At 70.7% G+C, this 25,595-nt stretch carries 22 protein-coding genes; 6 read left to right on the top strand and 16 right to left on the bottom strand.

The features are described 5' to 3' along the window. The 3 genes from AQI95_RS43210 to AQI95_RS43200 all read left to right on the top strand — a co-directional run. A partial coding sequence (locus tag AQI95_RS43210) for a cytochrome c oxidase subunit I (protein WP_208614419.1) occupies positions 1-683 on the top strand: 683 nt, incomplete at its 5' end. Next, positions 680-1,018, top strand: a complete 339-nt coding sequence (locus tag AQI95_RS43205) for a hypothetical protein (protein WP_067136885.1) — start codon at positions 680-682, stop codon at positions 1,016-1,018. The genes AQI95_RS43210 and AQI95_RS43205, both read left to right, overlap by 4 nt. Before the next feature lie 175 nt (positions 1,019-1,193). Further along, on the top strand, positions 1,194-2,423 hold the full coding sequence (locus AQI95_RS43200) for a glycosyltransferase (protein WP_067136892.1): 1,230 nt from the start codon (positions 1,194-1,196) through the stop codon (positions 2,421-2,423). A 35-nt stretch (positions 2,424-2,458) separates the two neighbouring features. On the opposite strand, the gene AQI95_RS43195 is transcribed toward AQI95_RS43200, so the two are convergent. Continuing rightward, positions 2,459-3,484, bottom strand: a complete 1,026-nt coding sequence (locus AQI95_RS43195; protein WP_067136884.1) for an alcohol dehydrogenase — start codon at positions 3,482-3,484, stop codon at positions 2,459-2,461. Between the two features lie 287 nt (positions 3,485-3,771). Continuing rightward, positions 3,772-4,434 (bottom strand): TetR/AcrR family transcriptional regulator, encoded by a 663-nt coding sequence (locus tag AQI95_RS43190; protein ID WP_067136883.1) that lies wholly within the window; start codon positions 4,432-4,434, stop codon positions 3,772-3,774. A 140-nt stretch (positions 4,435-4,574) separates the two neighbouring features. On the opposite strand from AQI95_RS43190, the gene AQI95_RS43185 reads away from it, so the two are divergent. Next, entirely contained in the window at positions 4,575-5,828 is a 1,254-nt protein-coding gene (locus AQI95_RS43185; protein ID WP_067136882.1) for a YncE family protein, read from the top strand. Between the two features lie 82 nt (positions 5,829-5,910). Here AQI95_RS43185 and AQI95_RS43180 read toward each other — a convergent pair whose 3' ends face one another. From AQI95_RS43180 to AQI95_RS43135, 10 genes are all read right to left on the bottom strand, one after another. Beyond that, positions 5,911-7,779 (bottom strand): glycoside hydrolase family 5 protein, encoded by a 1,869-nt coding sequence (locus tag AQI95_RS43180; protein WP_067136880.1) that lies wholly within the window; start codon positions 7,777-7,779, stop codon positions 5,911-5,913. A 274-nt stretch (positions 7,780-8,053) separates the two neighbouring features. Next, entirely contained in the window at positions 8,054-9,016 is a 963-nt protein-coding gene (locus AQI95_RS43175) for an amidohydrolase family protein (protein WP_067136879.1), read from the bottom strand. 94 nt (positions 9,017-9,110) lie between these two features. Then, complete coding sequence (locus tag AQI95_RS43170) at positions 9,111-10,049, bottom strand: VOC family protein (RefSeq protein WP_067136878.1); 939 nt, start codon at positions 10,047-10,049, stop codon at positions 9,111-9,113. Further along, positions 10,046-11,047: a fumarylacetoacetate hydrolase family protein gene (locus AQI95_RS43165; protein WP_067136877.1), complete on the bottom strand. Its 1,002-nt coding sequence runs from the start codon at positions 11,045-11,047 to the stop codon at positions 10,046-10,048. Before AQI95_RS43165 ends, AQI95_RS43170 begins: the two co-directional genes overlap by 4 nt. Beyond that, positions 11,044-11,565: a flavin reductase family protein gene (locus AQI95_RS43160; RefSeq protein WP_067136872.1), complete on the bottom strand. Its 522-nt coding sequence runs from the start codon at positions 11,563-11,565 to the stop codon at positions 11,044-11,046. Before AQI95_RS43160 ends, AQI95_RS43165 begins: the two co-directional genes overlap by 4 nt. A gap of 11 nt (positions 11,566-11,576) precedes the next feature. Then, positions 11,577-12,746 carry a 3-hydroxy-9,10-secoandrosta-1,3,5(10)-triene-9,17-dione monooxygenase oxygenase subunit gene (gene hsaA / locus AQI95_RS43155; protein ID WP_067136869.1) on the bottom strand — a complete coding sequence of 390 codons (1,170 nt, stop codon included), beginning with the start codon at positions 12,744-12,746 and terminating at the stop codon, positions 11,577-11,579. Between the two features lie 73 nt (positions 12,747-12,819). Then, on the bottom strand, positions 12,820-14,019 hold the full coding sequence (locus tag AQI95_RS43150; RefSeq protein ID WP_067136868.1) for an acyl-CoA dehydrogenase family protein: 1,200 nt from the start codon (positions 14,017-14,019) through the stop codon (positions 12,820-12,822). Positions 14,020-14,282: 263 nt separating this feature from the next. Then, positions 14,283-16,988, bottom strand: coding sequence for a winged helix-turn-helix domain-containing protein (locus AQI95_RS43145; protein ID WP_067136867.1), 2,706 nt, complete (start codon positions 16,986-16,988; stop codon positions 14,283-14,285). 59 nt (positions 16,989-17,047) lie between these two features. Then, entirely contained in the window at positions 17,048-17,527 is a 480-nt protein-coding gene (locus tag AQI95_RS43140) for an AtaL-like protein (protein ID WP_067136865.1), read from the bottom strand. Between the two features lie 218 nt (positions 17,528-17,745). After that, positions 17,746-19,026 carry a DMT family transporter gene (locus tag AQI95_RS43135; RefSeq protein ID WP_159056744.1) on the bottom strand — a complete coding sequence of 427 codons (1,281 nt, stop codon included), beginning with the start codon at positions 19,024-19,026 and terminating at the stop codon, positions 17,746-17,748. 481 nt (positions 19,027-19,507) lie between these two features. Between AQI95_RS43135 and AQI95_RS43130 the strand changes: the two genes are divergently transcribed. Then, positions 19,508-20,023: a SigE family RNA polymerase sigma factor gene (locus AQI95_RS43130; protein WP_079071985.1), complete on the top strand. Its 516-nt coding sequence runs from the start codon at positions 19,508-19,510 to the stop codon at positions 20,021-20,023. Beyond that, on the top strand, positions 20,020-20,541 hold the full coding sequence (locus AQI95_RS43125) for a hypothetical protein (protein WP_067136859.1): 522 nt from the start codon (positions 20,020-20,022) through the stop codon (positions 20,539-20,541). The genes AQI95_RS43130 and AQI95_RS43125 overlap by 4 nt, the downstream gene beginning before the upstream one ends. A 365-nt stretch (positions 20,542-20,906) precedes the next feature. On the opposite strand, the gene AQI95_RS43120 is transcribed toward AQI95_RS43125, so the two are convergent. From AQI95_RS43120 to AQI95_RS43105, 4 genes are all read right to left on the bottom strand, one after another. Then, complete coding sequence (locus tag AQI95_RS43120; RefSeq protein ID WP_067136857.1) at positions 20,907-22,115, bottom strand: cytochrome P450; 1,209 nt, start codon at positions 22,113-22,115, stop codon at positions 20,907-20,909. A gap of 39 nt (positions 22,116-22,154) precedes the next feature. Then, a complete protein-coding gene (locus tag AQI95_RS43115) occupies positions 22,155-23,549 on the bottom strand; it encodes an NAD(P)/FAD-dependent oxidoreductase (RefSeq protein ID WP_067136855.1) in 1,395 nt (464 codons plus the stop codon). Beyond that, positions 23,539-23,766, bottom strand: a complete 228-nt coding sequence (locus tag AQI95_RS43110) for a ferredoxin (RefSeq protein ID WP_067136888.1) — start codon at positions 23,764-23,766, stop codon at positions 23,539-23,541. Before AQI95_RS43110 ends, AQI95_RS43115 begins: the two co-directional genes overlap by 11 nt. Before the next feature lie 395 nt (positions 23,767-24,161). Continuing rightward, the gene (locus AQI95_RS43105) at positions 24,162-25,463 is read right to left on the bottom strand and encodes a serine hydrolase domain-containing protein (RefSeq protein WP_208614418.1); all 1,302 of its coding nucleotides are present in this window, start codon (positions 25,461-25,463) and stop codon (positions 24,162-24,164) included. Positions 25,464-25,595 lie beyond the last annotated feature (132 nt).

The raw sequence follows: 25,595 nt of genomic DNA, 5'->3' as shown, positions 1-25,595 counted from the left end.
CCGTACCGACCGGTGTGAAGTTCTTCAACTGGATCGGCACGATGTGGAAGGGCTCGCTGTCCTTCGAGACACCGATGCTGTGGGTGATGGGTTTCCTCGTCACGTTCGTCTTCGGCGGGTTGACCGGTGTCATGCTCGCCTCGCCGCCGATCGACTTCGCCACCTCCGACAGCTATTTCGTGGTGGCCCACTTCCACTACGTCATCTTCGGCACGGTCGTCTTCGCGATGTTCGCCGGATTCCACTTCTGGTGGCCGAAGATGACGGGCAAGATGCTCGACGAGCGGCTCGGCAAGATCACCTTCTGGACGCTGTTCGTCGGCTTCCACGGCACCTTCCTGGTCCAGCACTGGCTGGGCACGAACGGGATGCAGCGCCGGATTCCGGACTACCTCGCGGCCGAAGGGCTCACCACGCTCAACACGGTCTCCACGATCTTCTCGTTCCTGCTCGGCTGTTCCATGCTCCCGTTCTTCTACAACGTGTGGAAGACGGCCAAGTACGGCCGGCGGGTCGAGTCCGACGACCCCTGGGGTTACGGCCGTTCCCTGGAGTGGGCGACCTCCTGCCCGCCGCCGCGGCACAACTTCCGCACCCTGCCGCGGATCCGCAGCGAGTCCCCGGCATTCGACCTGCACCACCCGCAAACTCCGCTGGCAGAAAGGAAGTTGACCACGCGATGACGGATCGGGAGGAGCGGACTCTGGTCCGGGAGATCGAGGGGCATCTGCTGCTGGCCGCCGCGCAGGAGGAGGGCCGTAGGGCGGCGGCGCGCACCGCGTCCCGGCTGGGGTGGCTCGGCGAAGCTGAACGGAACGTCCTGGAGCGGGAGTTCGAAGCCGAGTACGTTGCGCTGTCACGGCTGTCCTGGCAGCGCACCGCCCGACGCGCCGAGGAACTGCGGCAGATGTACGAGACCCGCTACCGGGCACTGCGGCAGCGTCTGCTCGCATGGGTACTGCTGGGAGGTGCGCTGCTCGCCGCGGCGGGCCTGCTGATGGTGTCCGTCGCCGGATAGAGCAGGTCGCGGACGGCGGCTGACGGTTGGCGGGGGCGGGCGGCGGGCGCGCCGTGACGGCGCGCGGGAGTGGAGCAGACAGCTCGCCAAGGGGGTGAACCTGGCTCCGCAGTGCGGCTGTCGGGGTCACGCGGGACGGAATGCGACCATACTGGCCGTCGTGCGCATCGCCATCATGACGGCCGGCTCGCGGGGCGATGTCGCCCCCTACACCGGACTGGGCCACCGACTCGCGCTGTCCGGACATGAAGTCACCCTGGTCACCCATGCCCGCTTCGCACCACTGGTGGCGGGCTCCGGAGTGCGGTTCCACGGGCTGCCGGTCGATCCGCTGGCGGAGCTGGAGTCGCCGCGCGGCCGGGGCCTGCATCGCAGCGCCAGTGAGGCCGGGAAGCTGATCCGCCTCGCGGGCATGGCGCGCCGGGTCGTCGGGCGGATGACCGAGGACCTGATCACAGCGGCCCGGGACAGCGAGGTCCTGCTGCTGTCCGCCTCCCTGGCGCCGCTCGGCCACACCATCGCCGAGGGCCTGCGCCTGCCGAGCATGGGCGTCTACCTCCAACCCATCGCCGGGACCCGGGAGTTCGCGCCACCCGTGCTCGGCGGCGGCTCCTGGGGACCGGCGGTGAACCGGGTGGCCGGGGACGGCGTGTGCCTCGCCACGGAACACATCTTCACGGGCGCCCTGCCCGGGGTGCGCAGACGGCTCGGGCTGCCTGCGGTGCGGGCCGGCGCCACGCTGCGGACCCGGGAACGGCGGCTCTGGCCGGTGCACCACGGCTTCAGCCCGCTGGTGGTGCCCCGGCCCCGGGACTGGCGGGCGGGCCTGACGGTGAGCGGCTACTGGTGGCCGTACGACGCGGCGTCCCAACTCCCCGACTCTGTGCGGGACTTCATCGACTCTGGTCAGCCGCCGGTGTACGTCGGTCTGGGCAGCGCCACCGTGCCGGATGCCGGGCGGCTCAGCGCCCGGCTCGTGGCCGCGCTGCGGCGGGCCGGGCTGCGCGGGGTGATCCAGCGTGGCTGGGGCGGACTCACGGCGGACGGCGACGACATGCTGGCCATCGGCGACGTGCCGCATGCGCTGCTCTTCCCTCGGATGGCCGCGGTGGTCCACCACGCGGGGGCGGGGACCACCGCGGCGGGGCTGCGCGCCGGGGTCCCGGCCGTGCCGGTGCCGGTGCAGTTCGACGCGGGGTTCTGGTCCGCCCGGCTGGTCGCGCTGGGGGTCGCCCCGGACGTCGTACCACTGCGCCGCCTGACCGTGCAGGCCCTGGCCTCGGCCCTGGTACGGGCCACCCGTGAGCCGGTGTACCGGGAACGGGCGCGCTCCCTCGGCGCCCGCATCCGCGCCGAGGACGGGGCCGCGCCGGTACTCGCGGCGCTGGACCGGCTCGGCGACTGACGGACCGGCCGGAGCCGTGCCGCGGCGCCCGGGGGTCAGCCGGTGGTGAGCACCATCCGGAAGCGGGCCTTGCCGGCGAGCATCTTGCCGTAGGCCGCGTCCACGTCGTCCAGCGGCACGGTCTCGGTCATCGGTCGGATGCCGTGCAGGGCGCTGAACGCCATGGTGTCCTGCACGTCCTGCGAGGTGCCGGACGGGTGGCCGCGCACGACCCGGGCGCTCATCAGCAGCTGGTTCGGGTTGATGCCCAGCGGTTCGAGGTCGACGCCGATCACCACCAGCTCACCGCGGGGCGCCAGCCCGTCCACGGTGGCCGTGATGGCCTCGGAGTTCCCCGCGGTGGCCAGCACGACGTTCGCGCCGCCGAGGGACTGCAGGGACTCGGCGACCGGGGTGCCGGAGGTGCTGTCGACATAGTGGTGGGCGCCCAGCCGCTTGGCGAAGTCGGCTTTCTCCGCGCCCCGCGCGATCGCCACGGTCTCGAAGCCCATCGCCGCCGCGTACTGCACCCCGAGATGGCCGAGGCCGCCGAGGCCCAGCACTGCGACCAGATCGCCGGGCCGGCCGGAGCTGCGCCGCAGTCCGTTGAAGACGGTCACGCCCGCACAGGCCATCGGGCCGGCGTCGCTCGCCGCCAGCGCGTCGGGGATCCGGGCCAGGGCGTCGACGGGCGCGATCATCTTCTCGGCGAAGCCTCCGTCGTAGGCCCAGCCGGGCACCTGCCCGTTGGCACAGACGATGAAGTCGCCCTGGCGGCACGGCTTGCAGTGGCCGCAGGCACCGCCGAACCAGCCGACCGCGACCCGGTCGCCGGCCCGCAGGCCCCAGTCCTGCGTCCCCTCGCCGAGCGCCTCGACGCGCCCGGCGATCTCGTGCCCCGGGACCACCGGGAAGGTCACGCCGGGCACTGCGGCGTTCACGAAGACCGTGTCGCTGTGGCAGACGCCGCACGCGTCCACGGCGATCCGCACATGCCCGGGTCCCGGCTCGGGCACCTCGCGCTCGGCCAGCTCGAACGGGCCGCCCGCGGTCGTCACCTGCGCGACTCGGTAGGTACTCATCTGTGTCTCCTGTGTCTTCCGGTGTGCTCCGGAGCGCGGCCACGGCTGTTCCGGAGCACGGCCACGACGCCCCCGCACCAGCACACCAGCTCCGCGCCCATCGCGCGCGCCGAGCCGCGCAGCCCCACGCCGACCTGGGCCGACGGGTCCCCCGGCCTCGGGCCCCCGCCCAAGGCGCACCCGCTCCCCCTGCCCCACTCGCCCCCGGCTCACCCGACTCACCCGACTCACCCGGTGCCGGTTCCCTCGCCGGCTCACCCACCGCTCGCTCGCCGCTCGTCCGCCGCTCACCCGGTCGCGGGCCGCCAGCCCTCCGGCCGGAGCATGCCCAGCAGCAGCCGCACCAGCTCGTCCACCACCTCGTCCAGCGTGGCGTCCACCCAGCCGGCGCTCCAGTCGTGCAGCAGACCGTTGACGCTGCCCACGAAGGCCGTCGCCGCGAGCCGGTAGTCACGGGGCGCGGCCTCCCCGCGCGCCACGGCGGCGTCCGCCTCGGCCCGGATGAGGTCGATCCAGCGGGCCCGGCGGGCCAGGCGCTGCTCCTCCAGCCGGGAGCTGACACCGATGATCTCCACGAAGGTGATGCGGATGCGGCTCGGGTCGCAGGTGACGTCGCAGGCGTAGGCCCGGAAGAGCACGGCGGCACGCTCGGCCAGCGGCAGATCGTCCGCCCTGGCGAGGGCGTCCAGCACCGCCTGCTCGGCCCAGTCGTTGACCTCCAGGTGCAGCGCGGCGAGGACGTCCTCAAGGGTGTGGAACTCCTCGTAGAACTGGCGGGTGGACAGGCCCGCGGCCTGGCTCAGCGCGGCGACGGTCGTGCCTCGGTAGCCGGGGGTGCCGCCGAACAGTTCCAGGGCCGCGTCCAGGAACCGCCGGCGCCGCTCGGCCTGCCGGTCCTCGGCGGATCTGCCGCCGTAGCGGCCCGTGGGCGCCTTGAGCCTGCCCGTCACGATTCCCCTTCCGTCCGCCGCCCGATCACCCAATCTTGTCGTGCACACATCTTGTCGAGAAGACGGCACCATCCTTACTTTTCAGTAAGTCCACTGTGAATGCAGCCGTGTTCAGATTCCCCCGAGGAAGGAGAGCAGTCATGCCTGCCTCCAGAACCAGGCACCTGTGCTCCATGGCCGCCGCCCTCGCCCTGACCGTCGCCGGCCCGGCGACCGCCGCGGTCGCCGCGAGCGGCTCCTCCGACGGCCTGCGCGAGGTGCTGTTCGTCGGCAACAACTGGGACGGCACCGCCGATGTCGTCCACTCCTCCGGCGACTTCGCGAAGATCGGCCGGATCAACGTCATCCCCGACAAGGCGCAGCGGCTGGCGGAGATCAACGCCGACCCGATCAAGTGGATCTACTACACATCCATCCGCAACGAGGTCGGCGAGGGCCACGACCAGTACGCGGACGACATGTACTCCACGCCCGACGGCAGGTCCGTGGTCGTCTCGCGGCCCAGCTTCGCCGACGTCGTCTCCATCGACCTGGCCACCGACAAGGTCAACTGGCGCTTCCCGGTGGCCGGTTACCGGGCCGACCACATGGCGGTCTCACCCGACGGCACGCGTGTCGCCGTCTCGGCCTCGACCGCGAACAAGGTGCAGGTGCTGGACATCGAGACCGGCAAGGAACTGGGCGAGTTCGACACGGGCGACAAGCCGCACGAGAACTTCTTCACCGATGGCGGCAGGTACATCTGGAACATGTCCATCGGCGAGGTGACCACCTCGCTCGACACCCCCGGCTGGGACTGGACCAAGGGCGACCGCCACATCACCGTCGTCGACGCGACCACGTTCAAGCAGGTCAGGACCATCGACATGCGGCAGCGACTGGACGCGATCGGGTTGAAGGACTTCTCCGACGCGGTCCGGCCCGCCGCCTTCACACCCGACTGGTCGAAGCTGTACTTCCAGGTGTCGTTCTTCAACGGCTTCCTGGAGTACGACGTGGCCACGGACAAGATCACCCGGGTGAAGACGCTGCCGGAGAACCCGGCGACGAACCCGGACCGCACCACCTGGCTGCTGGACTCGCGTCACCACGGCATCTCGATGAACCCCGCCGGCACCAAGCTGTGTGTCGCCGGGACGATGGACAACTACGCCACCGTGGTCGACCGGGCATCCTTCGACGTCGGCCCGCTCGTCACCGCGTCGACACCGTACTGGGCGACCGTGAGCGGGGACGGCAAGGACTGCGTCATCTCCGAGGCCGGCGCCGACCAGATCACGGCCATCGACTTCGCCACCGGCCAGAAGGTGCTGTCCGTGCCGGTCGGCGACCATCCGCAGCGCGTCCGGTTGGGGCATGTCCAGGCCGACTGGACGGGCCCGCAGGGGAGTTGAGCGCCGGCGGCCTCCGGGGGGACCCCACTCTCCGCGGGGGCCGTACGGCTTGTGGCCGCGGGCCACGAAAGCCTCGGACGGCTCAGAAGTGTGCCGCCAGCCATGCGGCCAGCTCGGACCGGGCCGCCGTCAGCAGCTCCGCCGGGGGCGCCGTGGCCCCGTCGGTCACCAGCGCGAAGTGCGGGACGCCGGAGTCCGGGTCGGTGAGCAGCAGCCGGCGGCTGCCGGTGCCGCCCGGCTCGGGGGCGACGGCGACCGGGGTTCCGGCTCCGGTGTAGGCGGGCGGGCCGTACGCCGTGCCCAGGTCGGAGACGACGGTGGTCGACGCGGTGAGGAAGGACGCCGGCAGGTGCAGCTCGGTCGGGGCGGTGCCGTCGCCGGAGCGCCACACCAGCAGCCCGTACCGGCCGGAGCCGACCAGCCGGGCCACGTTCGGCAGGGCGTTCGGCACCGGGTTCCAGGTGAGGGTCGTGGAGCCGTCGCGGGAGCGGTCCTCGTAGGTGAAGGCGAGGGTGGTGCCGGCCGTGGCGCTCGGGTAGAGGCGGTCGAGCAGCCGGGCGTCCTGACGCAGGGTGACGTTCCCGGAGCCGTCCAGCTCCGCGGCGGAGAGGTCCTCGCCGTTCCAGGCGTCGCCGGAGGTGAGGACCTTGGCGGGGTTGCCGTTCATCAGCTCGTGGTGCCGGCCGCTGTAGAGGTCCCACTGCCACTGGGTGCCGGAGAGCACCGGTCCGGAGGCGGACGGGTTCGACCACCAACCGGAGCCGGGCAGCCGGGAGTCGAGGGCCTGGTACATGGCCTTCAGGACGGTCGGCGCCTTGTCGGAGACCGTGCCGGACAGCGGGTGCCCGAACTCGCTGACCACGGCGGCCGTACCGGCCGAGGCGGCGCGGTCGCGGACGGTGGCGAAGTCGGAGGCGTACTGGCCGTCGGCGGCCTTGCCCCACATCAGGACGCCGGAGATGGCCTTCTGGTCGTAGAAGTGGGTGTTGAACACATAGCGCGGTCCGAGACTGTCCGCGTCGAGCAGACCGCCCTCCTGTTTCTGGGTGGAGATGTTGGCGTTCCAGAAGAGGTTGGGTTCCACGAAGGCGGGCTTGTCCTGCCAGCCTGCGGCGTCCATACGGGCGCGGAACTTCTCGTAGAAGGGCCACAGCAGGTCCTTCTCCCAGGTGCGGGAGGTCTGCCCGGAGTCGTAGCCGCCGGCGTAGGGCTCGTTGTACGGGTCGACGCCGGCGATGTCCGCGAACTCGGGGCCGCTCAGGTGCTGCCGGAGGTAGGCCATGGCCGACCCGGCGGTGGCGAGGAAGGCGTCCTGGAGGCCGTAGGCGTTGTGCCAGAAGTCGTACTGGGCCTTCTGCACGGCCGCGTTCTGGGTGATGTTCTGGCCCCAGAAGAGGCAGACACCACAGGACTCGGCCGGGTAACTCCCGGCGTCCACCGCCCACTTGGGGGCTCCGTCGCCCGTGTACCAGCTGCCACCGTTGAACAGATGGCGGGAGTACAGGTCCTGGTGGAAGTCGGGGAAGACACGGATGCCCGCGTCCAGGAAGGCGCGCAGTTGCTCGGTGACGGCGGCCAGGTAGCCGGTGTCCACCTGGCCGCGGACGGGTTCGGCGTGCGCCCAGGAGAGCAGGAAGCGGACCGTGTTGGCGCCGCCGAGGGCGCGCAGCGCAGTCGCCGACTTCTGGGCGTCGGCGACCGAGGCGAAGGGCAACCCGCTGTTCTCCTCCAGCTTGGTCTCACCGGAGACGTTGTAGCCGCGCAGGACGATCTCGCGCCCCTGGCCGTCGGTGAAGCGGCCGCCCTGCACGGTGAGCGGGGCGCCGTCGAACCAGAGGGAGTCGGGGGGAAGGGCCGGGGTGGCGGCGGTGGCGGGCGGGAGGCCCGCCACCGTCAGGAATCCGCTGAGGACGACCAGAACAACCAGCACACGCACCCGGAGTCTCGGCATGGCCACCACAATCCGGCGCCGTCCAGGAAGCGTCAATACCAACTGACTCGCAGGTAAGTTGACTCTCAGTCAGTTCAGTTGGCCCGATCCCCCGGCGTGACAACCATGTCGGCCCTCATATCATGGTCAGCGACCGACGACGGATGCCATGGGAGCGTCGGCGTAGTCGACGTGGGGCAGCGCGGTGGGTCGGTCCAGGGTGATGCGATCGGTGACCGCGGGGGCATTCCGTCCTCCGGTCCACGCGTGCCGTTCGTGGCGTCGTGCCGTGTGGTCAGGACGGAAGGCGCAGCAGGCGCTCGGCGTTACGGTGGCTGATCTTGGGCAGTTCGTCGTCGGCGAGCGGCGCCGAGGCGAGGAAGTCGACAGCCTGGGAGGTCAGCTCGTAGGGGTAGTCGATGGCGAACATGATGGAGTCCACGCCGATCGCCTCGATGGCGCCGGTGAGCGCGGCGTGCGACCAGACGCCGCTGACGGTGATGTGGATGTTGTCGCCGAAGTACGCGGAGGGGTTGCGGTGCAGCGTGCGATCGCGCTGGCGCTGATAGCGGGAGTCGAGGCGGGCCAGTTGGAAGGGAAGGGCCTCGCCCATGTGGCCGAGAATGAGCCGGGCTCGTGGATGACGGTCGAAGACCCCGCCGAGGACCAGGCGCAGAGCGTGCGCACCGGTCTCGGCCCCCCAGGTCCACAGCGGACCGATGAGCTCGGGCCGGCCGTCGAGGACGTGCCAGGAGTCGGCGGGCGGTGCTCCGGGGTGCAGATACAGCGGGACGTCAAGGTCTTCCAGGGCGCTCCAGACCACGTCGAACTGGGGCTCGTCGTAATAGTGGCCTCCGGTGTGGTCGTTGACCAGGGCGCCGCGGAGTCCCAGTTCGGTGACCGCGCGCTCCAATTCGTCGGCGGCGGCCTCGGGGTCCTGCAGGGGCAGGGCGGCGAAGCCGGCGAAGCGGTCCGGGTGGCGGGCGATCACGGTGGCGAGGAAGTCGTTGGCCTGCCGGGCGTCCGCGATCGCCTGCGTGGTGTCGGCGATGCCCTGGATGCCGGGCACGGTCAGCGAAAGAACCTGGATGTCGATGCCGTAGGCGTCCATGTCGGGCAGTCGTTCCTCGGTGAAGTCCACCAGCAGCCGGTTCCATTCGCGCATCCACCGGTCGGCGGTGAGGGTCTTCTTCGGCAGAGGCTGGCGGGAGAGGAGTTCGGGGACGGCGAACGCCTCTTCCAGAGCGATGAGTTTCACGAGGGGCGTGCCTCCTGGTTCGCGGGACAGGTCGGGCCGCACGGGCCGCCATGACGGGGTCGGACGACCCGTGCGGGTTCTTCCGGCACGGCGGTCACACCGGTGGGGCGATGAACAGGCCGCGGTCGACGTCGTTGTGGAGTTCCTTGGCGAGCGGTTCGTTCATCGCGTTCGCCGTGCCCCACTGGTCGCTCACCTCCTCGTCGAGGAACGTGTAGTGGTGCGGATGCCAGGTGTCCTCGTCCAGCTCTTCCATCTCCGTGGTGTACTCGACGGTGTTGCCGTGCGGGTCGAAGAAGTACGAGAACGTGTTGTCGCCCGCGAGATGGCGGCCGGGCCCCCAGGCCAGGCGCGCTCCGGAGCGCAGCAGCCGGCCGGTGCCGCGCATGAACTCGTCGAGGCCGCGCAGTTCGAAGGAGACGTGGTGGATCGAGGCGTGCGGTCCGGCGGCGATGCCCAGGCTGTGGTGCTGGGAGCTGATGCGCATGAAGTTCATGACGTCGCCGGTGTGCGGGGCGCCGATGGTGTCCGACAGGGCGAAGCCGAGGTGCTGCTCGTACCACCGGCGGGTCCGGGTGATGTCCGGGGAGTTGACCACGACGTGGGAGAGGCGGACCGGGACGGATTCCCGCTCCTCGATACGGCGGTGGGCGCGCACCGCCACGTCGGACGAGACTTCCACGGTGCGGCCGTCGACGTCGAAGAACCGGAAGCCGTAGCCGCCGCCGGGGGTCGGCAGTGTGTCCGGGCGAGTGATCAGCTGGACGCCGGAGGCCAGGAGGTGCTCGGCGAGAGTGTCCACGTCGGCCGGGGTGGCGGCGCCGTAGGAGATGAGGTCGAGGCGTTTGTCGTCCGCTTGGCGCAGCCGGATGACGTACTGCTCGGGTGAGCCTTCGGCGGCCAGGAACGCGATGCCGTCGTCCTCGGACACCCGGGTCAGGCCCCACACACCGGCGTAGAAGTCGAGCTGCTTGGCGTAGTCGGGCACGGCGAGGTCGACATGGCGCAGGTGGGTCAGCAGGCGTGTGCTCATGGTGAGGTGGTTCCTTCCGCGTCGGAGAGGAAGCGGGTGTGCTGGCGGCCGAGACCGGTGATCTCCGCCTCGATCTCGTCGCCGGGGGCGAGCAGACGGCCCCAGGAGACGCCGTTGCCGGGCGGGCTGCCGGTCAGCAGCAGGTCGCCGGGGAGCAGCCGGGTGGTCCGGGAGGCGTAGGAGATGAGCCTGGCGGTGTCGAAGAGCATGCCGTCGGTGCCGGCGTTCTGCATGATCTTGCCGTTCAGACGCAGGGTGAGCTGCAGCCCGGCCGGGTCGCCGACGAAGCCGGCGGGCACCAGGAAGGGTCCCAAGGGGGTGAAACCGGGGGCGTTCTTGCCGCGCATCCAGTCGCTGCCGACGGCGTCGATGTCGGTGCGGAAGATCGCGTCACGGGCGGTCAGATCGTTGGCGATGGTGTACCCGGCGACGTGTTCCAGGGCGTCCTGCGGGGTGACGCGGAAGGCCGGGCGGCCGATCACCGCGCACAGTTCCAGCTCCCAGTCGGGCTTGGCCGTCCACGCGGGCAGTACCACGTCGTCGTAGGCGCCGGTCAGGGCCGAGGGCAGACCGGTGAACAGGTACGGGGCGCCCTCGGCGGCCCGCCGATCGGTCTCCGCCGCCGCATCGGCAAGAGCCTGCTCCTCGCTGCGCGGATCGTCCGAGGGGCGATGGGCCACCGTCAACTCAATCACGTGCGCTCGGTAGTTGGCGCCCGCCTGGAAGATCTGGCGAGGCTCCACCGGAGGGTGGACGCGCAGCCGGGCCAGGGGGAAGCGGCCGGCGGTGCGCTCGGCGGCCATCCTGGTCAGCATGGCCAGGGAGGTGTCCCAGCGCTCCAGGAGCGCACGGATCGACGGCGTCTCCCGCGCCTGCCACAGCCCGGTCTCGGCCCGCAGGTCCAGGACCTGCTCCTCGGCCAGCAGGCCCGGGAAGCGCGGGCCGTCGTCCAGGGAGAACGTCCCGAGGGCGAACGGCCCGGCGAGGATGCCGCTCACGCCGCCAGGCCCTTGGCGAAGGAGCTGCGGAAGAACAGCAGCGGTACACCGTCGTCACGGGTGGCCAGGTCAAGGACCTCACCGATGACGACGAGATGGTCCCCGGCCTCGTGGACGTCGCGGATGCGGCAGTCCAGGGCGGCCAGGGAGCCGTCGATGCGGACCGTGCCGTGCGTGGTGGGGCGCCAGGGGATCGACTGGAACTTGTTCTGCCCGGGCCTGCCGAGTGCGGCACACACCTCCTGCTGCTCGGCGGCGAGGATGCTGACGCTGAAGTGGCCTGTGGGGGCGATGCGGGGCCAGCTCGACGATCCCTTGCCGATGCACACGAGGATCAGCTGTGGGTCCAGGGAGAGGGAGGAGAAGGACTGGCAGGCGAGCCCGACCGGCCGGCCGTACTCGTCGAGGGAGGCGACCACGGTCAGGCCGGAGGCGAACAGACTCAAGGCGGAACGGAATTCGGCGGCCTCGATGGTGCGGCCGCAGACGTCGGCCGAACGGGGTGCGGGGTGGGTCATGGCGGAGGTCCTCACAGCATCGGGTCGTGGACGTCGAGCCCGAGCGCCTGGCGTCCGAAGAGCGCCAGGGACCGCTCGGGGTCGTTGGTGACATGGCCGCGGCCGGCGTGTACGTCGCGCCAGGCGCGTTGGAGAGTGTTGTCGTGGCTGCCGTTGCGCAGGGCGCTGCCGCCTGCGTTCTCCATCAGCAGGTCGACCGCGTAGACGGCGCGCTCGGTGGCGCGGACCTGGTCCCGGCGCAGCCGGGTGCGCAGCGCCAGGGACGGCTCCTCACCGCGCCGGGTGGTGTCGTACAACTCGCGGACATTGTGGATCAGTTGAAGCCAGGCCGCGTCGATCTCGCTGCCCGCGCGGCCGATGCGGACCTGGGCGAAGGGGTCGTCGGCCACCTTGCCTCCGGTGACACGGATCCGTTCGCGGGCCGCGTTCAGGTATCCGATGTACGCCGCTTCGGCCATGCCGACGATCGGCGCGGCGATCGATGTGGTGAGCACGGGTCCCATCGGCAGTCGGAAGACCGGCTCCGGCGCGCTCTGCTCGGGGCGGGTGGCAGAGCCCAACCGGTCGGCCGCGACGGTGTGGTGGTCGGGGACGAAGACGTGGTCCACGACGATGTCGTTGCTGCCGGTGCCGCGCAGTCCGACCGTGTCCCAGACCGGGTCGACGGTGTACGCGGCCCGCGGCAGCAGGAACAGACGCATCTCGCGAGGCGCGCCGCCGGCATCGCGCAGGAATCCGCCGAGGAGTGCCCACTGCGCGTGGTCGCAGCCCGAGGCGAAGCTCCAGCGCCCGGAGATCCAGAAGCCGCCCTCGGCGGGGGCGACCGCCCCGATGGGGGCTTGCGAGGAGGCGATCCGCGCACCGGGGTCGCTGCCCCAGACATCGTCCTGGGCGCGCGGACCGAGCTGGGAGACGATCCAGCTGTTGACACCGAGGACGCCGGCGACCCAGCCGGTCGACCCGCAGGCCCGCCCGAGTTCGCGCAGCGCCTCGTAGAAGACGGCGGGGTCGGCGGCGAGCCCGCCGTGCGTGCGCGGCTGCAGGAGCCGGAAGAGTCCGGCGGCGGCCAGGTCCTTGATGGTGGCCTCGGGTATGCGGCACAGACGCTCGGCTTCGGTCGCGCGCTCGCGCACGGCCGGGGCCAGGGCGCGTACGGCGGCGAGGACTTCGTGCTCGGTCATGTCAGCCCCTCCCGGCGGGAGGTCGGAGTTCGCGGGGCGTGGCAGGAGGCCATGAGGTGGAGGGCGGCCGTTGTCATCGGCGGGGGTGCCCTTCTTCCTCGAAGCCGAGCAGGACGCGGCCGTAGGTCTCGTAGTGCATCTCACTCACGGTGATGTGCTGGGCGGCCACGGCGGCGTCGCGGGCGTTGCGCTGCAGCGCGTTGGTCAGGTAGACGGCACCGGAGCCGCCGAAGCGAAGAGCGGTGCTGGTCACCTTGACGCCGACCTCCATCATGTGGGTCATCGCGGCCGAGAAGGCGCCGCGCAGCTCCACGGAAGGGGTCTCGCCGCGCGAGGCGGTCACCCAGAGCTCTTCGAGCAGCTGGAGGCTGTAGGCGCGGGCCGCGCGCAGCTCGGTCTCCAACTCGCCGATGGTGTGCTGGAAGTGGGGCCGGTCGGCGACCGTGCCGGTGGAGAACGGCCGCCGCTTGGAGCGGGCCAGTGCGCTGATCTCGTCGAGCGAGCGGCGGGCGATGCCGGCCATGAGGCCGATCATCCCGGAGAAGTTGAACTCCGGGAGCGTGTACTTGGCCCCGCCGCGGCGCCGGCGCGGCGGGAAGGTGTAGGTGCGGTGCTCGGGTACGAAGAGGCCGTCGACGGAGAACGAACAACTCCCGGAGCCGGAGAGCCCGGACACCCGCCAGTCGTCGATGACGGTCACCTCGGAGGCGGGGGCGACCCCGATGACGACCTCCTCTCCGCCCGGGGCGTCCTCGCTCGGGCAGCGGGCGTCGAAGCTGACCCAGGTGGCGTGGCGTATGCCGGATGCGAACGACCAGTTGCCGGTGAACACATAGCCACCGTCGGTACGCTCGACCTTGGACCTGCCGTGGATCTGTCCGGCCGTGTGCGGCCAGTCCGCGCCGAAGATCTCCTGGCATGCTTCGTCGGACGCCGTGCTGCCGAGGGTTCCCACGCCCTGGGCACCGATCATCAGGGACCAGGCGGCGGAGCCGTCCAGGCGTGCGACCGCCTCGAAGACCTCCACCTGCGTGACCGGGTCGGTCTCGAGTCCGCCGACTTCCCGGGGGGCGCCCATCTTGAACAGGCCTTCCGCGCGGAACGCGGCGAGGCTGTCCTGGGGCAGCGTGCGCTCACGTTCGGCGTTCGGCGCATCGGCCTGGATGATCTCTGCGATGCGCTGGACGCCGGCCAGCAGCTGTTCGCGCTCGGGGGAACGCCCGGCGGGCGACTCGTTCGTGGAGGAGGCTGCGGTTCGGGTGGGTGTCGTCATGTGTCCGTTCCTTGTCAGGGTTCCCCGGGCCGTGTGCGTCGCCGCGCGGCCCGGACCTCGTTACGGACACCACTTTCGCTTCGCCCACCGGGGAGGGTCATCACCCTCTTTCGTGAGGAGTGCCGGCTCGTGAGGGTGAGGTTCCGGTGTTCAAGTGCGGCATGACGACGGCAGCCTTCACCCCCACCGCGCCGCGCGCTGCGTCGAGGACACGCAGTCCCGTGTGATCCGTTCGAAGACCGCGCTCGGAGGGGTGGAAGAGCTCAGGACGTCGGATGCATCCCCAGAGCCCGGCTGCGTTCGATCGCGGCGATGCGCGAGGTGACGCCGAGCTTGCGGTAGACGGCCTGCATCTGCGACTTCACGGTGTTCACCGAGACGAAGCGATGCGTGGCGATCTCTGCGTAGGTCAGCTCCATGGCCAGGAAAGGGATCAGATCGAGCTCGGCGGGGGTGAGGGGTTCGAGCAGCCGCTCGGCCGCGCGCTCGGGCGCGGGTCGCATTCCACTTGTCAATGCCGCGTCGCGTTCCGAGAGTCGGGTGACCGCATCGGTGAATGCCGGGACCGTGTGCGGGCCACCACGCGTCCCGAGTCGCAGCAGCCAGTCGCTGTCGTCCCCTGCGGCCTCGGCCAGGGTGCGCACCATCATCTGGGGTGCCGCCAGCGTCACGGCGGCGACGGCGTACTGTCCGCTCAGCTTGCTCTCGCCGCAGGCGCGGGCCGCGCGGGAGGCCAGGACACGCAGCCTGATCAGGGTCTGGGTCGACCGGTGGGAGCGTCGTCTCATCTGGTCCTCGACCGTGCTGAGGGCTGCGCGCGGGTTCGCGTCATGCGCCAGATCGAGCCAGGCCAGCAGTTCGGCGCACAGCTCGGCGTCGGCGCCGTGGCGTTTGAGTTCCGACAGCCAGCCGCGTGCGCCGGTGGGATCGTGGTGGGCCAGCCGCAGCCGGAACTGCTGCTCGGCGATGCGGACACGCACGAAGTGCGGCAGGGCGCCGCGCGGATCGATGCCCATCGCGTCACGCAACACGTTGAATGCTTCGGTGGTCCGGCGCTGATGGAAGAGGGTGCGGGCCAGTCCGGTCAGGCTGCGTGCGCGCATCCACACCCGGTCCGCGACGGCGCACAGGCGCTCGGCCGCGCGGAACTCCCGCTCGGCCCCGGCCAGATCATCGTGTTCCCACAGCAGTTCACCGAGCGCCACGCGTGCCTCGATGGTCGGCGGCTGGTCGGCCTGGCCCAGCTGCTCCGCGGTCGCCAAGGACAGTTCCGCGAACTCCCGTACGTCGTCGAGACGCCCGAGGCGGCTGAGCAGGGCCGCCCGCTTGCCGGGGAACGACACCGCGACCAGCGGGTGGACCCCCTCGCGGGCCCGGTCCAGACCCTCCCGGATCACGTCCATCGCCGCATCGAACCGCCCCGTGCACTCGTAGGCCTCTGCCAGACCCTCCAGCATGGCCAGACGCGGATAGGTGTCGCGGTGGCGATGGAGCGGCTCGCGGCGGTCGAGCAGCGTGCGGGCACGCTCGCTGCAGGCAATGGCCTCGTGCAGATCCCCCAGCATCCAGTGCGCGAACACCCGCATGCAGCGCGCCTCGGCGACGGCGTCGTCGTTGTCGGGCAGCTTTTCGGTGTGCTCGCACCACAGCAGCGCGTCGGCGGGCTGATCGGCCCACAGCGCGAGGTAGGCCATGCGCGCGGACAGTGCGGGGTGCCGCTCGATGATGTGGCGGGGTAGCCGGGCGAACAACGGCTCCAGCCGGTCGTCGAGCTGGTGGCCGGTGTCGTGCGTGACGATGCGGTTGAGCAGGCTGCCGGCCAGGGGGAAGTCCGGGGCGGCGACCGCGTGCTCGAAGGCCGCGGTCAGCTGGTCGTGGTGGGCGAACCAGTGGGCGGCCCGCAGCCTGCATGCGCCGGCCCGGTCCGGATCGGTGCGCGCCAGCTCGCCCCGCAGGAATTCCGCGAACAGCGGATGGAAGCGGTAGCGCTCCCCGTCGTCCAGGCCGAGCAGGAAGCCGCCTTCGCCCTCCAGCGTCCTCAGCAGCGTGCCGCTGTCGCGTCGCGTGGTCACCGCCTGGCACACGTCGGCGGACAGCACCTCGAGCACGGACGCGTCGAGCAGGAAGTCGCGGACACCGTCGGGCTGATGGCGCAGGACCTCGTACAGAAGGAATTCCGCGATGTCGCGGTTGTGTCCGGTGAAGTCCCGCAGGAACGCGTCCGGGTCGCGGTGGGAGAGCAGAGCACGGCCGGCCAGCTGCAGGCCGGCGATCCAGCCGTCGCACCGCCTGGCGAGCAGGCTCGCCTGCTGCTCGGTCAGGGATCCGGCCGCTTCGGAGAGATAGGCATGCGCTTCCTCGGTGGTGAACGCCAGTTCTGTGACGTTCAGTTCATCGAGTTCACCGCGCAGGCGCAGCGTGTGCGCCCGGCGCAGAGGCGTCGATGTCCGGCTGGTCAGCATCAGGTGCACCGGTGGCGGTAGCACGTCGGCCAGGTGGTCGAGCACGAGGAGCACGTTCTCCCGGTGCAGCACGTGGACGTCCTCAAGGACCAGAACCGCCCGCGTCGGGACCTCGTCGAACGCGTCGCGCAGCCTGCGCAGGAAGACCTCCGGGAGTTCCCGGGCCGGATCGCGCCCCTCCTCGCGCAGAGCCGACTCCAGCGACGCGACCTGCACCTCATCGACGCCGAGGCGCTCGACGGCATCGATCAGGTGCCGAGTGATGCGCGACAGGTCGTCATCGCGCTCGCACAGGCTGATCACCGCGACGCGGCGCTCCCGCAGCCGGGACGTGTCCAACCACTGTGACACGAGTGAGGTCTTGCCGTACCCGGCCGGTGCGACGATCGCGGTGATCCTCGCGGACAGGGCCGCGTCCAGGCGCCGGGTCAACCGTGGACGCGACAGCAGATGCCGAGCCGTGCGGGCCGGTAGCGCGCCGCCGTGGCGAACACCCTCGTCGTACATGGTCCTCATCTCGGTGCGGCAGATCTCTGAACCGGGGTATGTGTCTGCCCGGCGCCGGGTCAGATGTCCCCGGAACGCGCAAGCTGCCGTGCGTAGGCGATCGTCTGGTCGGGAGCGGACCCCATGACGTTGCGCCGTGAGTTCGCGATGGCCACTTCCTCGGGGCTGTTGTGCTCGATGCCGGGGATCTCGGACAGCGCGGTGAAGACGAGTGTCAGCTCGCCGCCCTCGGTCGTCGTCACCATCTGCGCAATGACCCCGCGCTGCCAGCCATCGATGAAATCCACCACCACGAGTCGTCCGCCGTGGAACGTGACGCGAGCGAGGGACTCCTTGCCGTCCTCACGAACAGCCCGCCGGGTCAGCCGGTCGCCCTGGTCCTCGATGATCTCGAAGACGTGTCCCGGCGGGACGAGGTCGGGGGTCCTGGAGCTGTCGGCCCGTGCGCGCCGGACCAGGGCCGCATAGAGTTGCTCGGCGCTCAGCCTGGGCTCGTCGGGATCGTCATTGACCCGGGCCTCGGCCTTGATGGTGAACATGATCGCTCCTCGGTGTCGGAAGGAAAGGCACGTCGCCGCCTGCTGCTTTCAAAGGGTGTGGGCATCGGACGCTAGTGACCGGGGCCCGTCCGTGGCATCACGAGACTGGGTGATGAACGGGCGGTCGGCCGCCGCGGCGAGGGGATGCGAACTACTCGCCGTGGCACGGTCCGGGCGGAGCCGACTGCTGTCGGCAGAGGCCTGCGGCCCCTTGGCGATCACGGCAGCCGACTACCGTCCGACCGTGTCTCGACGGGGTCGCCGGAAGTCGGCCTCTCTTCCTCCGTGTGCGGCCTGCCCAAGTACACGGTGTCGAAGGCCCCGGCGCCGTGATAGGTGAGCGTGATCGTCGGACTCTCGTCCTCGCCGAGTCCTGCCCATTGCACTCTGGGGTCCCGTTCGGCCTGGTGCCCGAACGGCTGTGGCTGTGGTGACGTCGGCCGGGCGGCCACGAAAGCTCCGGCCTGCGTGTGGTGTTCTCGGTCAGCGGTGTTGGACTCACCGGCAGTGGACGGCAGTTGTGTTGTGCACGGGGCGTGACGCGGATACGGCGGTATTTCTTTGCGATGCCCGCCTCGCCGGGGTGCGGTTCGCCCTCCGCCGCCGCTTGCCACTACGACCGCCACACCGCCGATGATCAGCAGGAGTCCGGGTACGGTCGCGGGCTCGATGCCCTGCCCCATCAGCCACCATGCGGCGAGCGCGGCCACCGGAGTCTCCAGCAGGAGGAGGACACTCATCGTCGTTGCCGACGTCCTGCCGAGGGCGAAGGTCAGTGAGCCGAGCCCCAGCAGCTGAGGCAGCAGGAGCAGTCCGAGCAGTGACAATTGCGTGGATCTGTCGAAACCCGTGAGGGGGATGTCGGCCAGCCTGCAGACGGCGAGGAGTTCCAGCCCGCAGACGAACGAGCTGACCGTCGAGAACAAGGGGGTACTCACACCTGAGCGCGCCTTTTGGCTCAGAGCGGTGTATCCGGCTTGGGCCACGGCCCCGGCGAGGGCGAGCAGATCGCCCGTCAGCGCCGCGCCGCCGGACTTTGCGTCGAGACCGGCGGCCGCGACCGCACCCACCACGGCGAGTGTCAGACCCGCCCAGGTCCTGAAAGGGACCCGGATGCCCTGACCTGCGGCGATGAGGGCCTGCCAGACAGGCTGGGTGGCCACGAGCGCCGTGGACATGGCGACCGAGGTCATCCGCGTGCTCGCCATGAAGGCCGCGAGGTGAAGGGCGAGCGACGTGGCCGCGAGGAAGCCGAAGGCGAGCGGCCGCCACTGTTCTCGGCGCAGAAGTCCACGCTCGCCGCGCGCGACCCGCCCCACCTCGCGGCGGCGCAGTATCAGCAGGGACGGTCCGAGTGCGGCGAAGCCAAGGGCGTTGCGCCAAAAGGCCATGGCGAGAGGCGAGGCGGACGCGGAAGCGGTGAGCGGAGCGGTCGCCGAGATGGAGACCACCGCGACCGCCATAGCCGTCACGGTCAGCGGATCGACTTTGGATTTCACGCGTTCGTACCGCCGTCCGCGGCCGGTCGGGTCGCGGCGGGTGCCGGGGTTCTCCGGCCGTCACCGGTGGAACGGGTGGGTCGGTCAGTCGAAATGACGCCGTCGACCGTCTGTCCAATATTGACCATTGAGTACACCGGGATTCCGTGTCTTCGAAGCGGGGGTACCGGATGAGCAAGACGCACATGGCAGGCGCAACGGGCCATACGCGAGGCCGCGTTCGCCGGTGACTGGCGGGTGGCAGCCTTTTTCGCCCGCGGCGGCCGACGCTTGCGGTAACGCTTGGATCGTACCTTAAAGTGCACCGATACAATTAGTTGTGTCGGTGCACTTTTTGACGACGTCCGGTCCGGCGTGGGGCCGTCCTCGCCCAGTGCGGTGGACACCCGCCCCCAAGGTCTGTGACCCAGGTCTCACCACGCTCGTGCAGCAGATCCCCCGGCTGCCCCGTCGAGGAGAGGCGACAGGAAGGGAGGGGCATGTGGAGACGGACTTCCAGGCATTCGTGACCGCTCGGTCGGCCGCGCTGTTCCGAGGCGCACTCGTCCTTACGGGAAACCGGGAGGCGGCGGAGGACCTGGTCCAGGAGACCCTGGAGCGGGCCTGCCGCAAATGGCGGACCATCGCGGCGAAGGATGCTCCGGACGCCTACATACGGCGGATCATGGTCAACCTGGCCAACGACCGCTGGCGCCGCTTCCGCCGTACGGTCTTGCAGTCGGACGGCCCCGACCAGGCCGCCCCTGGCGACGAGTACGGACAGGTCGACAGCAGGGACCAGTTGGTGCGCGCACTGCAGCAACTGCCCATGCGGATGAGGACGGTGGTGGTGCTCCGGTACTTCCATGATCTCTCGGACACCGAGATAGCCGCCGATCTCGACGTCTCGCCGAGCACGGTCCGCTCCCAGCTCGCCCGGGGCATCGAGAAGCTCAGAAGCCAGTTCCCCGCACTCGCCGACCCTTCACCACGACGGCACACGGAAGGAATCCGATGACCTCTTACGGCGACGCACGGCCTTCCGGCCGCTCCCCATTCGAAGAGGAACTGATGAACGCCATGAACCAGTACGCGAACTCCGCCGAAGCGCCGGACTTCGACGCGCCCCGGATCGTACGCCGCACCCGGCGCCGCCGGGCCGTCGGCATCGCCGCCGTCGCCACCGTGATCGTCCTGGGTGGCGGAGGCACGGCCCTGGCCGCGATGAACGGGGGCGGCTCGCAGTCGGCGGCCGCCACCAAGACGCCCTCCGCAAAGACACCCGCGGCCTACAGGGACGCCACCACCCTGCTCTACGCCGTCGACGGCGAGAAGCCCATCCCGGCCGACCTCTGGGGCTGGGACCTGAACAGCGCCAAGGCGTACCTCCTGAAGACACAGACCAAGCTCGGCACCGTCAGCAAGGGGACCGCTCCGAAGTGCAAGCCGGATTCGGTGATCGAGGTGTCACCGCACGCTCCGAAGACCGTAGCGAACGGTGACACGGTGAGCTTCGTCCTCTGCGCCGGCAACTGATCCGGCCCCGAGCACGACGCCCGCCCCTGCACCGATCAGGGGTGGGCGTCCGCCACAGGATCACAGACTCGATCCAGTGCGGCACGAGCTGTCGCTCGCCGTCGTCGTCGACGTAGCAGTCGTTGTCGCGGTCGATGCGGTCGCCCAGGCCCGTGGCCGGCGCCCGATGGTGACGCTGAGCCTGCTGCGAGCCCTCGGGATGCTCCACACGATGGCCGACGGCACCTGGGGACCGTTTCCTCGGCGCCTACGCCCAGGTGACCGCCGCGCAGGCCGGGCTGACCCCGTACAACGCGGTCACCGAGATCGACCGGCTGGTCCTCACCACGTGGCGTACGCGCGTTACCCGGCCCCTGCGGCGGCGCTCAGGCGGTGAGGCCATCGATCGCCACGGGGAGGTGGCGGGGGCCGCGCAGCACCGCGTTGGCGCGGTACGGGGGCGGGTCCTCCAGCAGCCCGGAGAACTTCACCCGGCGGAACAACTCGGGCACGGCCGCATGGAGTTCCATACGGGCGAGCGGGGCGCCGAAGCAGTAGTGGATGCCGGTGTAGAAGCCCAGGTGCTCGTTGTCCTTGCGGTCGGGATCGAACCGGTCGGGGTCGTGGAAGCGCGCGGGGTCGCGGTTGGCTGCGGCCAGCATGAGCCAGACCGGTGAGCCCTTGGGGATCGTCGTGCCGGCGACGTCGATGTCGGCCAGGGCGGTGGTGAACGGGATGAACTGGACCGGGGGCTCGTACCGCAGCACCTCCTCGATGAGCGGGACGGCCAGCTGCGGCTCGTTCCGGAACCGCTCAAGGACGTCGGGGTGGCGCAGCAGGGTGAGGGTCGTGTTGGTGATCGCGTTGACGGTGGTCTCGTGGCCGGCGACCAGGAGGAGCACCGCGGTGGCCTCCAGGTCTGCCGGTGTCATGTCGGGGGCGAGCGCGCTGAGAATCCCGGGGCCGGGGTGACGGCGTTTGGTCTCGATCAGATCGGCCAGGTAGGCGCCCAGCTCCTGGCGCGCCCGCTGTGCCTCCTCCTGGTGGTTGTCGCCGCCGGAGCTGGGATCGAGGGACGAGGCCAGGGCGTCGGCCCAGCCGTGGAAGCGCGGTTCGTCCTCGCGCGGCACGCCGAGGACCCGGCAGATCGCGGTGACAGGAAGGGGGTAGGAGAAGTCCTCGACGATGTCGACCTGGTCCTTGCCCTTGAAGGCGTCCAGCAGCCCGCTGACCACCGTGGCCAGCTCTCCGCGCAGGTCGTCGAGGAACCTGGGGCTGTGCGGGGGACCGAACGGCCGGTTGATGGTGTCGCGCAGCCGGTCGTGCACGGGCGGATCGGTGAAGATGAAGCTGGGCGGCAGGCCGGTCTCCTCCGCCGGTTGCCCGGTGCGGGCGTACCCGGGCAGGCGGTTGCTCGTGTCGTTGCTCAGCCGCGGGTCGTTGGCCAGGCTCCGCACCTCGTGGTAGGTGCTGACCAGGTAGGTGCCGTCGTCCTCCCGAATGACCGGTGTCTTGCGCAGCTCCGCGTAGAGCGGGTAGGGATCGGCCCGGTTGGCGTAGTCGATGATCTGCGCGGAGATGGGGTCGGGCGTCATGGCGTCTCCTCGGGGCTCCGGGCGGTGGAAGGCCGGTCGTCACGCATGTGCGGGAACGAACTCGACACGCCGTTCGGTCGGCGAGTGACCCGTCAGCGTGACCGTGGCCCCATGGGTGGGCAGATGAGGATCGGGGAAGGCGGGGTCGACCGGCTGCAGCATCTCGGTCCGGCGGTCGACCGTGCGGTACTCCAGCGGGAAGGGCGCCCCGGACGCGATCTGCTCCTCGTAGAACCCCAGCCACTTGGCTCCGTCGAAGGACACCGCGGCAATGCAACGGCCCCGGTAGCCGTACACCGCGACGAACCGCTCCTCGGCGAGCGCCCCCTGGGCGACGCCCAACTGGTCGCCCAGCGAGGGGACGCCCACCGACTTGATGTTGACGCCGAACTGGGTGGACCAGAACATCGGCAGCCACAGGTGCGGACGGCGCTCGGGACCGGCGCAGATCATGTTGTGGGCGGCGATCTTGGACTGTTCGACCGCGTTGCCCCAGTGCTCCAACGCCAGGAACTGGTAGTCGAACAGCGGGTGGGGGCTGCGGGCGACGTCCCCGGCGGCGTAGATGTCGTCGGTGACGATGCCGTTGACATCGAACACCCGGCACCCGGCGTCGCACGCGATCCCCCGGGGACCCGCGGCCAGTCCCGAGCCGACGAGCCACTCGGTGTTCCGCATGGCACCGAGCGAGACGACCGCCACCTCCACGTCGATCGCCGAACCGTCGGACAGATGGGCCCGCTTGAGCCGCCCCACATCGTCGCCCTCCAGGGCGGTGACACTGATCCCGCAGCGGAGGTCGACGCCGTGCTTGCGCTGCAGCCGGTCCGCGACCGCGCCGATCACCCCGCCGAGCGCGCCCACCAGCGGTGCCGGGCCGCGTTCGGCGACTGTCACGTCGAGGCCCAACTCCCGGCAGGCGGAGGCGACCTCGGAGCCGGTGAAACCGGCGCCGATCACCAGCACCCGGGACACGCCACCGGCCAGCTTTCGCGTCAGACGCGCGGAATCGTCACGGGTACGCAGCACGAACACCCCCTCCAACGCGGCCTCTTCCGGGTGGAACCAGGGCCGCGCCCGGGTCCCGGTGGTGATCAGCAGACGGTCGTAGGGGACGCTGTCACCGTTCGCCAGGATCACCCGCTTGGCGTCCCGGTCCAGTTCCTCGGCGGCGACACCCAGACGCCATTCGGCGTCGATGTCACGCCGCCGCGGCAGCGCGGTGTCCTCCGGCCGGGCCCGTCCCAGCAGCGCCTGCTTGGACAGCGGCGGCCGGTCGTAGGGCTCGTACGGCTCGTCGCCGATCATGGTCAGTGATCCGGTGAAGCCCTGCTCACGCAGGGTCTCCGCCGCGCGCAGACCGGCCAGCGAGGCGCCGACGACGACAATGCGGCCCTGGCGCCGCAGGACCTCGACGTCCGTGTCAGCCGACATGGGACTCCACCCGCTTGGTCGGCTCATCGGAGTAGTCGACCAGGATGGCCTGGACGGGGCAGGCCGCAGCGGCCTTTTCGACCCGGTCACGGTGTTCCTCGTCGAAGCGAGGGGAAAACAGCAGCGCTTCCTCGCCGTGCAGAGAGAAGACGTCCGGAGCGAGAAAGACGCACTGCGCGAATCCCTGACACCGGTTGAGATCGACGACAAGCCTCATCTGGAACCCGCTCCCTTCACGGGCCGCGGCAGCCGCGGGCTCCGCGACCCTCTGCGCTCGCTCCATGCGGTTGGCCGAAACACCCCTTTCTCCCAGGGTCACCCCCTGCGAAGCGGGCTGCAAGGTGGGACCATCTGGCCGTCTTCGCCCGGCCGACCATGGCTGCGGGCCGGACGATGCGGTCGGGTCGTCCTTGCCCGGCGAGGTAGCCCCCCGGTCCACCTGGCTCCCCTCCGAACCGCCGCGAGCCCCTCACATCTCACGCGGCTCCAGCCCGTTTGCCCGCCCTGCTGAGGCTGCCCTCTGCGACCACCAGCCCAGGCCCAGGCCGGAGCAGTGGGCGTCGCGCGTCCGACGTCCTGGAGCGCGGCGGTCGGCGCTCGCGCGCGGGGGGCTCAGCGGGTGGTCGGTGAGGGTGAGGGTCCGGTGGGGAGGCGCTTGTCGAGCATGGCGCAGACGGCGGCGTTCACGAGGGCCTGGTGGGCGGCGGCCGCCCGGGGGCGGGCGAGGTCGAAGACCGTGCTGGTGAGGACGGCGACGGTGCGCTTGCCGGTGGGGTCGGTGTAGGTCTCGCTGGAGTATCCGGCCGCCTGGCCGTCGTGGCCCCAGACCGTGCCGCAGGGGAAGACGACCTTGCGCAGCCCGAGGCCGTAGCCGTCGCCGTTCGGTGCGGCCGGGTCCTCCGGGACGGTGGTGCGCATCTCGGCGAGCTGGGCGGCGGGGAGCAGCTTGCCGGACAGCAGCGCGGTGTCGAACCGGGCCCAGTCACCGGCTGTGGAGACGATGCCGCCGGCGGCCCACAGCGTGCTCTGGTTGCCCGCGGTGGTGTCGACGTCGGCGGCGCCCCGGTGCGGCCCGGCGAACGAGGTCCCCGGCGGGGTGCCCGGCGGGAGCAGCGGGGCCAGGTGGGCCGCGTCGGGTTCGTACCCGTGCGCGAGCCGGGGACCGGCGGCGGGGCTGCTGGGCAGATAGGTGTGGCGCAGGTGGAGCGGGCGGGCGATGCGCTGCTGGATGAGGTCGGCGAGGCTGTGACCGGTGGCCCGTTGGAGGATCAGGCCGAGGGCGATGTAGTTGGTGTTGCTGTAGGAGAAGCGGCTGCCGGGGGCGAACTGCGGCGGGTGGGCGGTGCCCGCGGCGAGAAGTTCCTCCGGCGTCCAGTGGCGGGTGTCGCGGCCGGTGTAGGCGGCCAGGACGGCGGGGTCGTAGAGGTAGTTGAACAGTCCGCTGGTGTGGTTGAGCAGCATCCGTACGGTGATCGCCCGACCGTTGGGGACGAGGCCGGGAAGCCACTGCTCGACCGGGTCGGTGAGGGCGAGGCGGTGTTCGGCCACCAGCTGCATCACCAGCGTGGCGACCATCGTCTTGGTGTTGGAACCCATCCGGAACTCGTCGCTTTCCGAAAGGCGGTGGTCGGCGGTGGTCCAGCCGGCCTGGTCGGTGACCGTGGTGGCCGGGTGGCGGCCGTCGTCGACACGGACGATCACACCCGGTGCGCCGGCGTCGACGGCCTTCCGGGCGAACGCAGCCAGCGGGCCACGGGCGGAGGCGGGCGAGGACGTGGAGGTGGGGGCGGGGGCGGGGGTCGCGGATGCCGCTCCGCAGGCGGTGAGCGTGGTGGCGAGCATCGTGGTCAGGGCCAGGGCCGGGGCCAGGGCCGGCACCCGGTGCCGGTGCGGCGCGCTCGTGTGGGTCGTCATGGCAGGAAACTCCTCGCATCATCAGCTGATGGCTGCTCGTCGGGGACGGCACCAGCCTCGCTTCGGCGAGCTGCACGGACACTGGAGCTGGGGAGCCGTTCGGGGGTGGAGAAAACCCCACCGGGGGTGGAG

Origin of the sequence: Streptomyces yokosukanensis (genome assembly GCF_001514035.1) — a bacterium.
GTDB classification, from domain to species: Bacteria; Actinomycetota; Actinomycetes; order Streptomycetales; family Streptomycetaceae; genus Streptomyces; species Streptomyces yokosukanensis.
This window is presented reverse-complemented; position numbering and strand designations above follow the sequence as displayed.

Bases quoted from the DNA above. Each gene is read 5' to 3' on its own strand.
- AQI95_RS43125 (WP_067136859.1), top strand. From the start codon at position 20,020: ATGACCTCTTACGGCGACGCACGGCCTTCCGGCCGCTCCCCATTCGAA.
- AQI95_RS43180 (WP_067136880.1), bottom strand. From the start codon at position 7,779: ATGCCGAGACTCCGGGTGCGTGTGCTGGTTGTTCTGGTCGTCCTCAGC.
- AQI95_RS43110 (WP_067136888.1), bottom strand. From the start codon at position 23,766: ATGAGGCTTGTCGTCGATCTCAACCGGTGTCAGGGATTCGCGCAGTGC.
- AQI95_RS43150 (WP_067136868.1), bottom strand. From the start codon at position 14,019: ATGACGACACCCACCCGAACCGCAGCCTCCTCCACGAACGAGTCGCCC.
- AQI95_RS43120 (WP_067136857.1), bottom strand. From the start codon at position 22,115: ATGACGCCCGACCCCATCTCCGCGCAGATCATCGACTACGCCAACCGG.
- AQI95_RS43115 (WP_067136855.1), bottom strand. From the start codon at position 23,549: ATGTCGGCTGACACGGACGTCGAGGTCCTGCGGCGCCAGGGCCGCATT.
- AQI95_RS43205 (WP_067136885.1), top strand. From the start codon at position 680: ATGACGGATCGGGAGGAGCGGACTCTGGTCCGGGAGATCGAGGGGCAT.
- AQI95_RS43160 (WP_067136872.1), bottom strand. From the start codon at position 11,565: ATGACCCACCCCGCACCCCGTTCGGCCGACGTCTGCGGCCGCACCATC.
- AQI95_RS43170 (WP_067136878.1), bottom strand. From the start codon at position 10,049: ATGAGCACACGCCTGCTGACCCACCTGCGCCATGTCGACCTCGCCGTG.
- AQI95_RS43195 (WP_067136884.1), bottom strand. From the start codon at position 3,484: ATGAGTACCTACCGAGTCGCGCAGGTGACGACCGCGGGCGGCCCGTTC.
- AQI95_RS43185 (WP_067136882.1), top strand. From the start codon at position 4,575: ATGCCTGCCTCCAGAACCAGGCACCTGTGCTCCATGGCCGCCGCCCTC.
- AQI95_RS43145 (WP_067136867.1), bottom strand. From the start codon at position 16,988: ATGTACGACGAGGGTGTTCGCCACGGCGGCGCGCTACCGGCCCGCACG.
- AQI95_RS43105 (WP_208614418.1), bottom strand. From the start codon at position 25,463: ATGACGACCCACACGAGCGCGCCGCACCGGCACCGGGTGCCGGCCCTG.
- hsaA (WP_067136869.1), bottom strand. From the start codon at position 12,746: ATGACCGAGCACGAAGTCCTCGCCGCCGTACGCGCCCTGGCCCCGGCC.
- AQI95_RS43200 (WP_067136892.1), top strand. From the start codon at position 1,194: ATGACGGCCGGCTCGCGGGGCGATGTCGCCCCCTACACCGGACTGGGC.
- AQI95_RS43140 (WP_067136865.1), bottom strand. From the start codon at position 17,527: ATGTTCACCATCAAGGCCGAGGCCCGGGTCAATGACGATCCCGACGAG.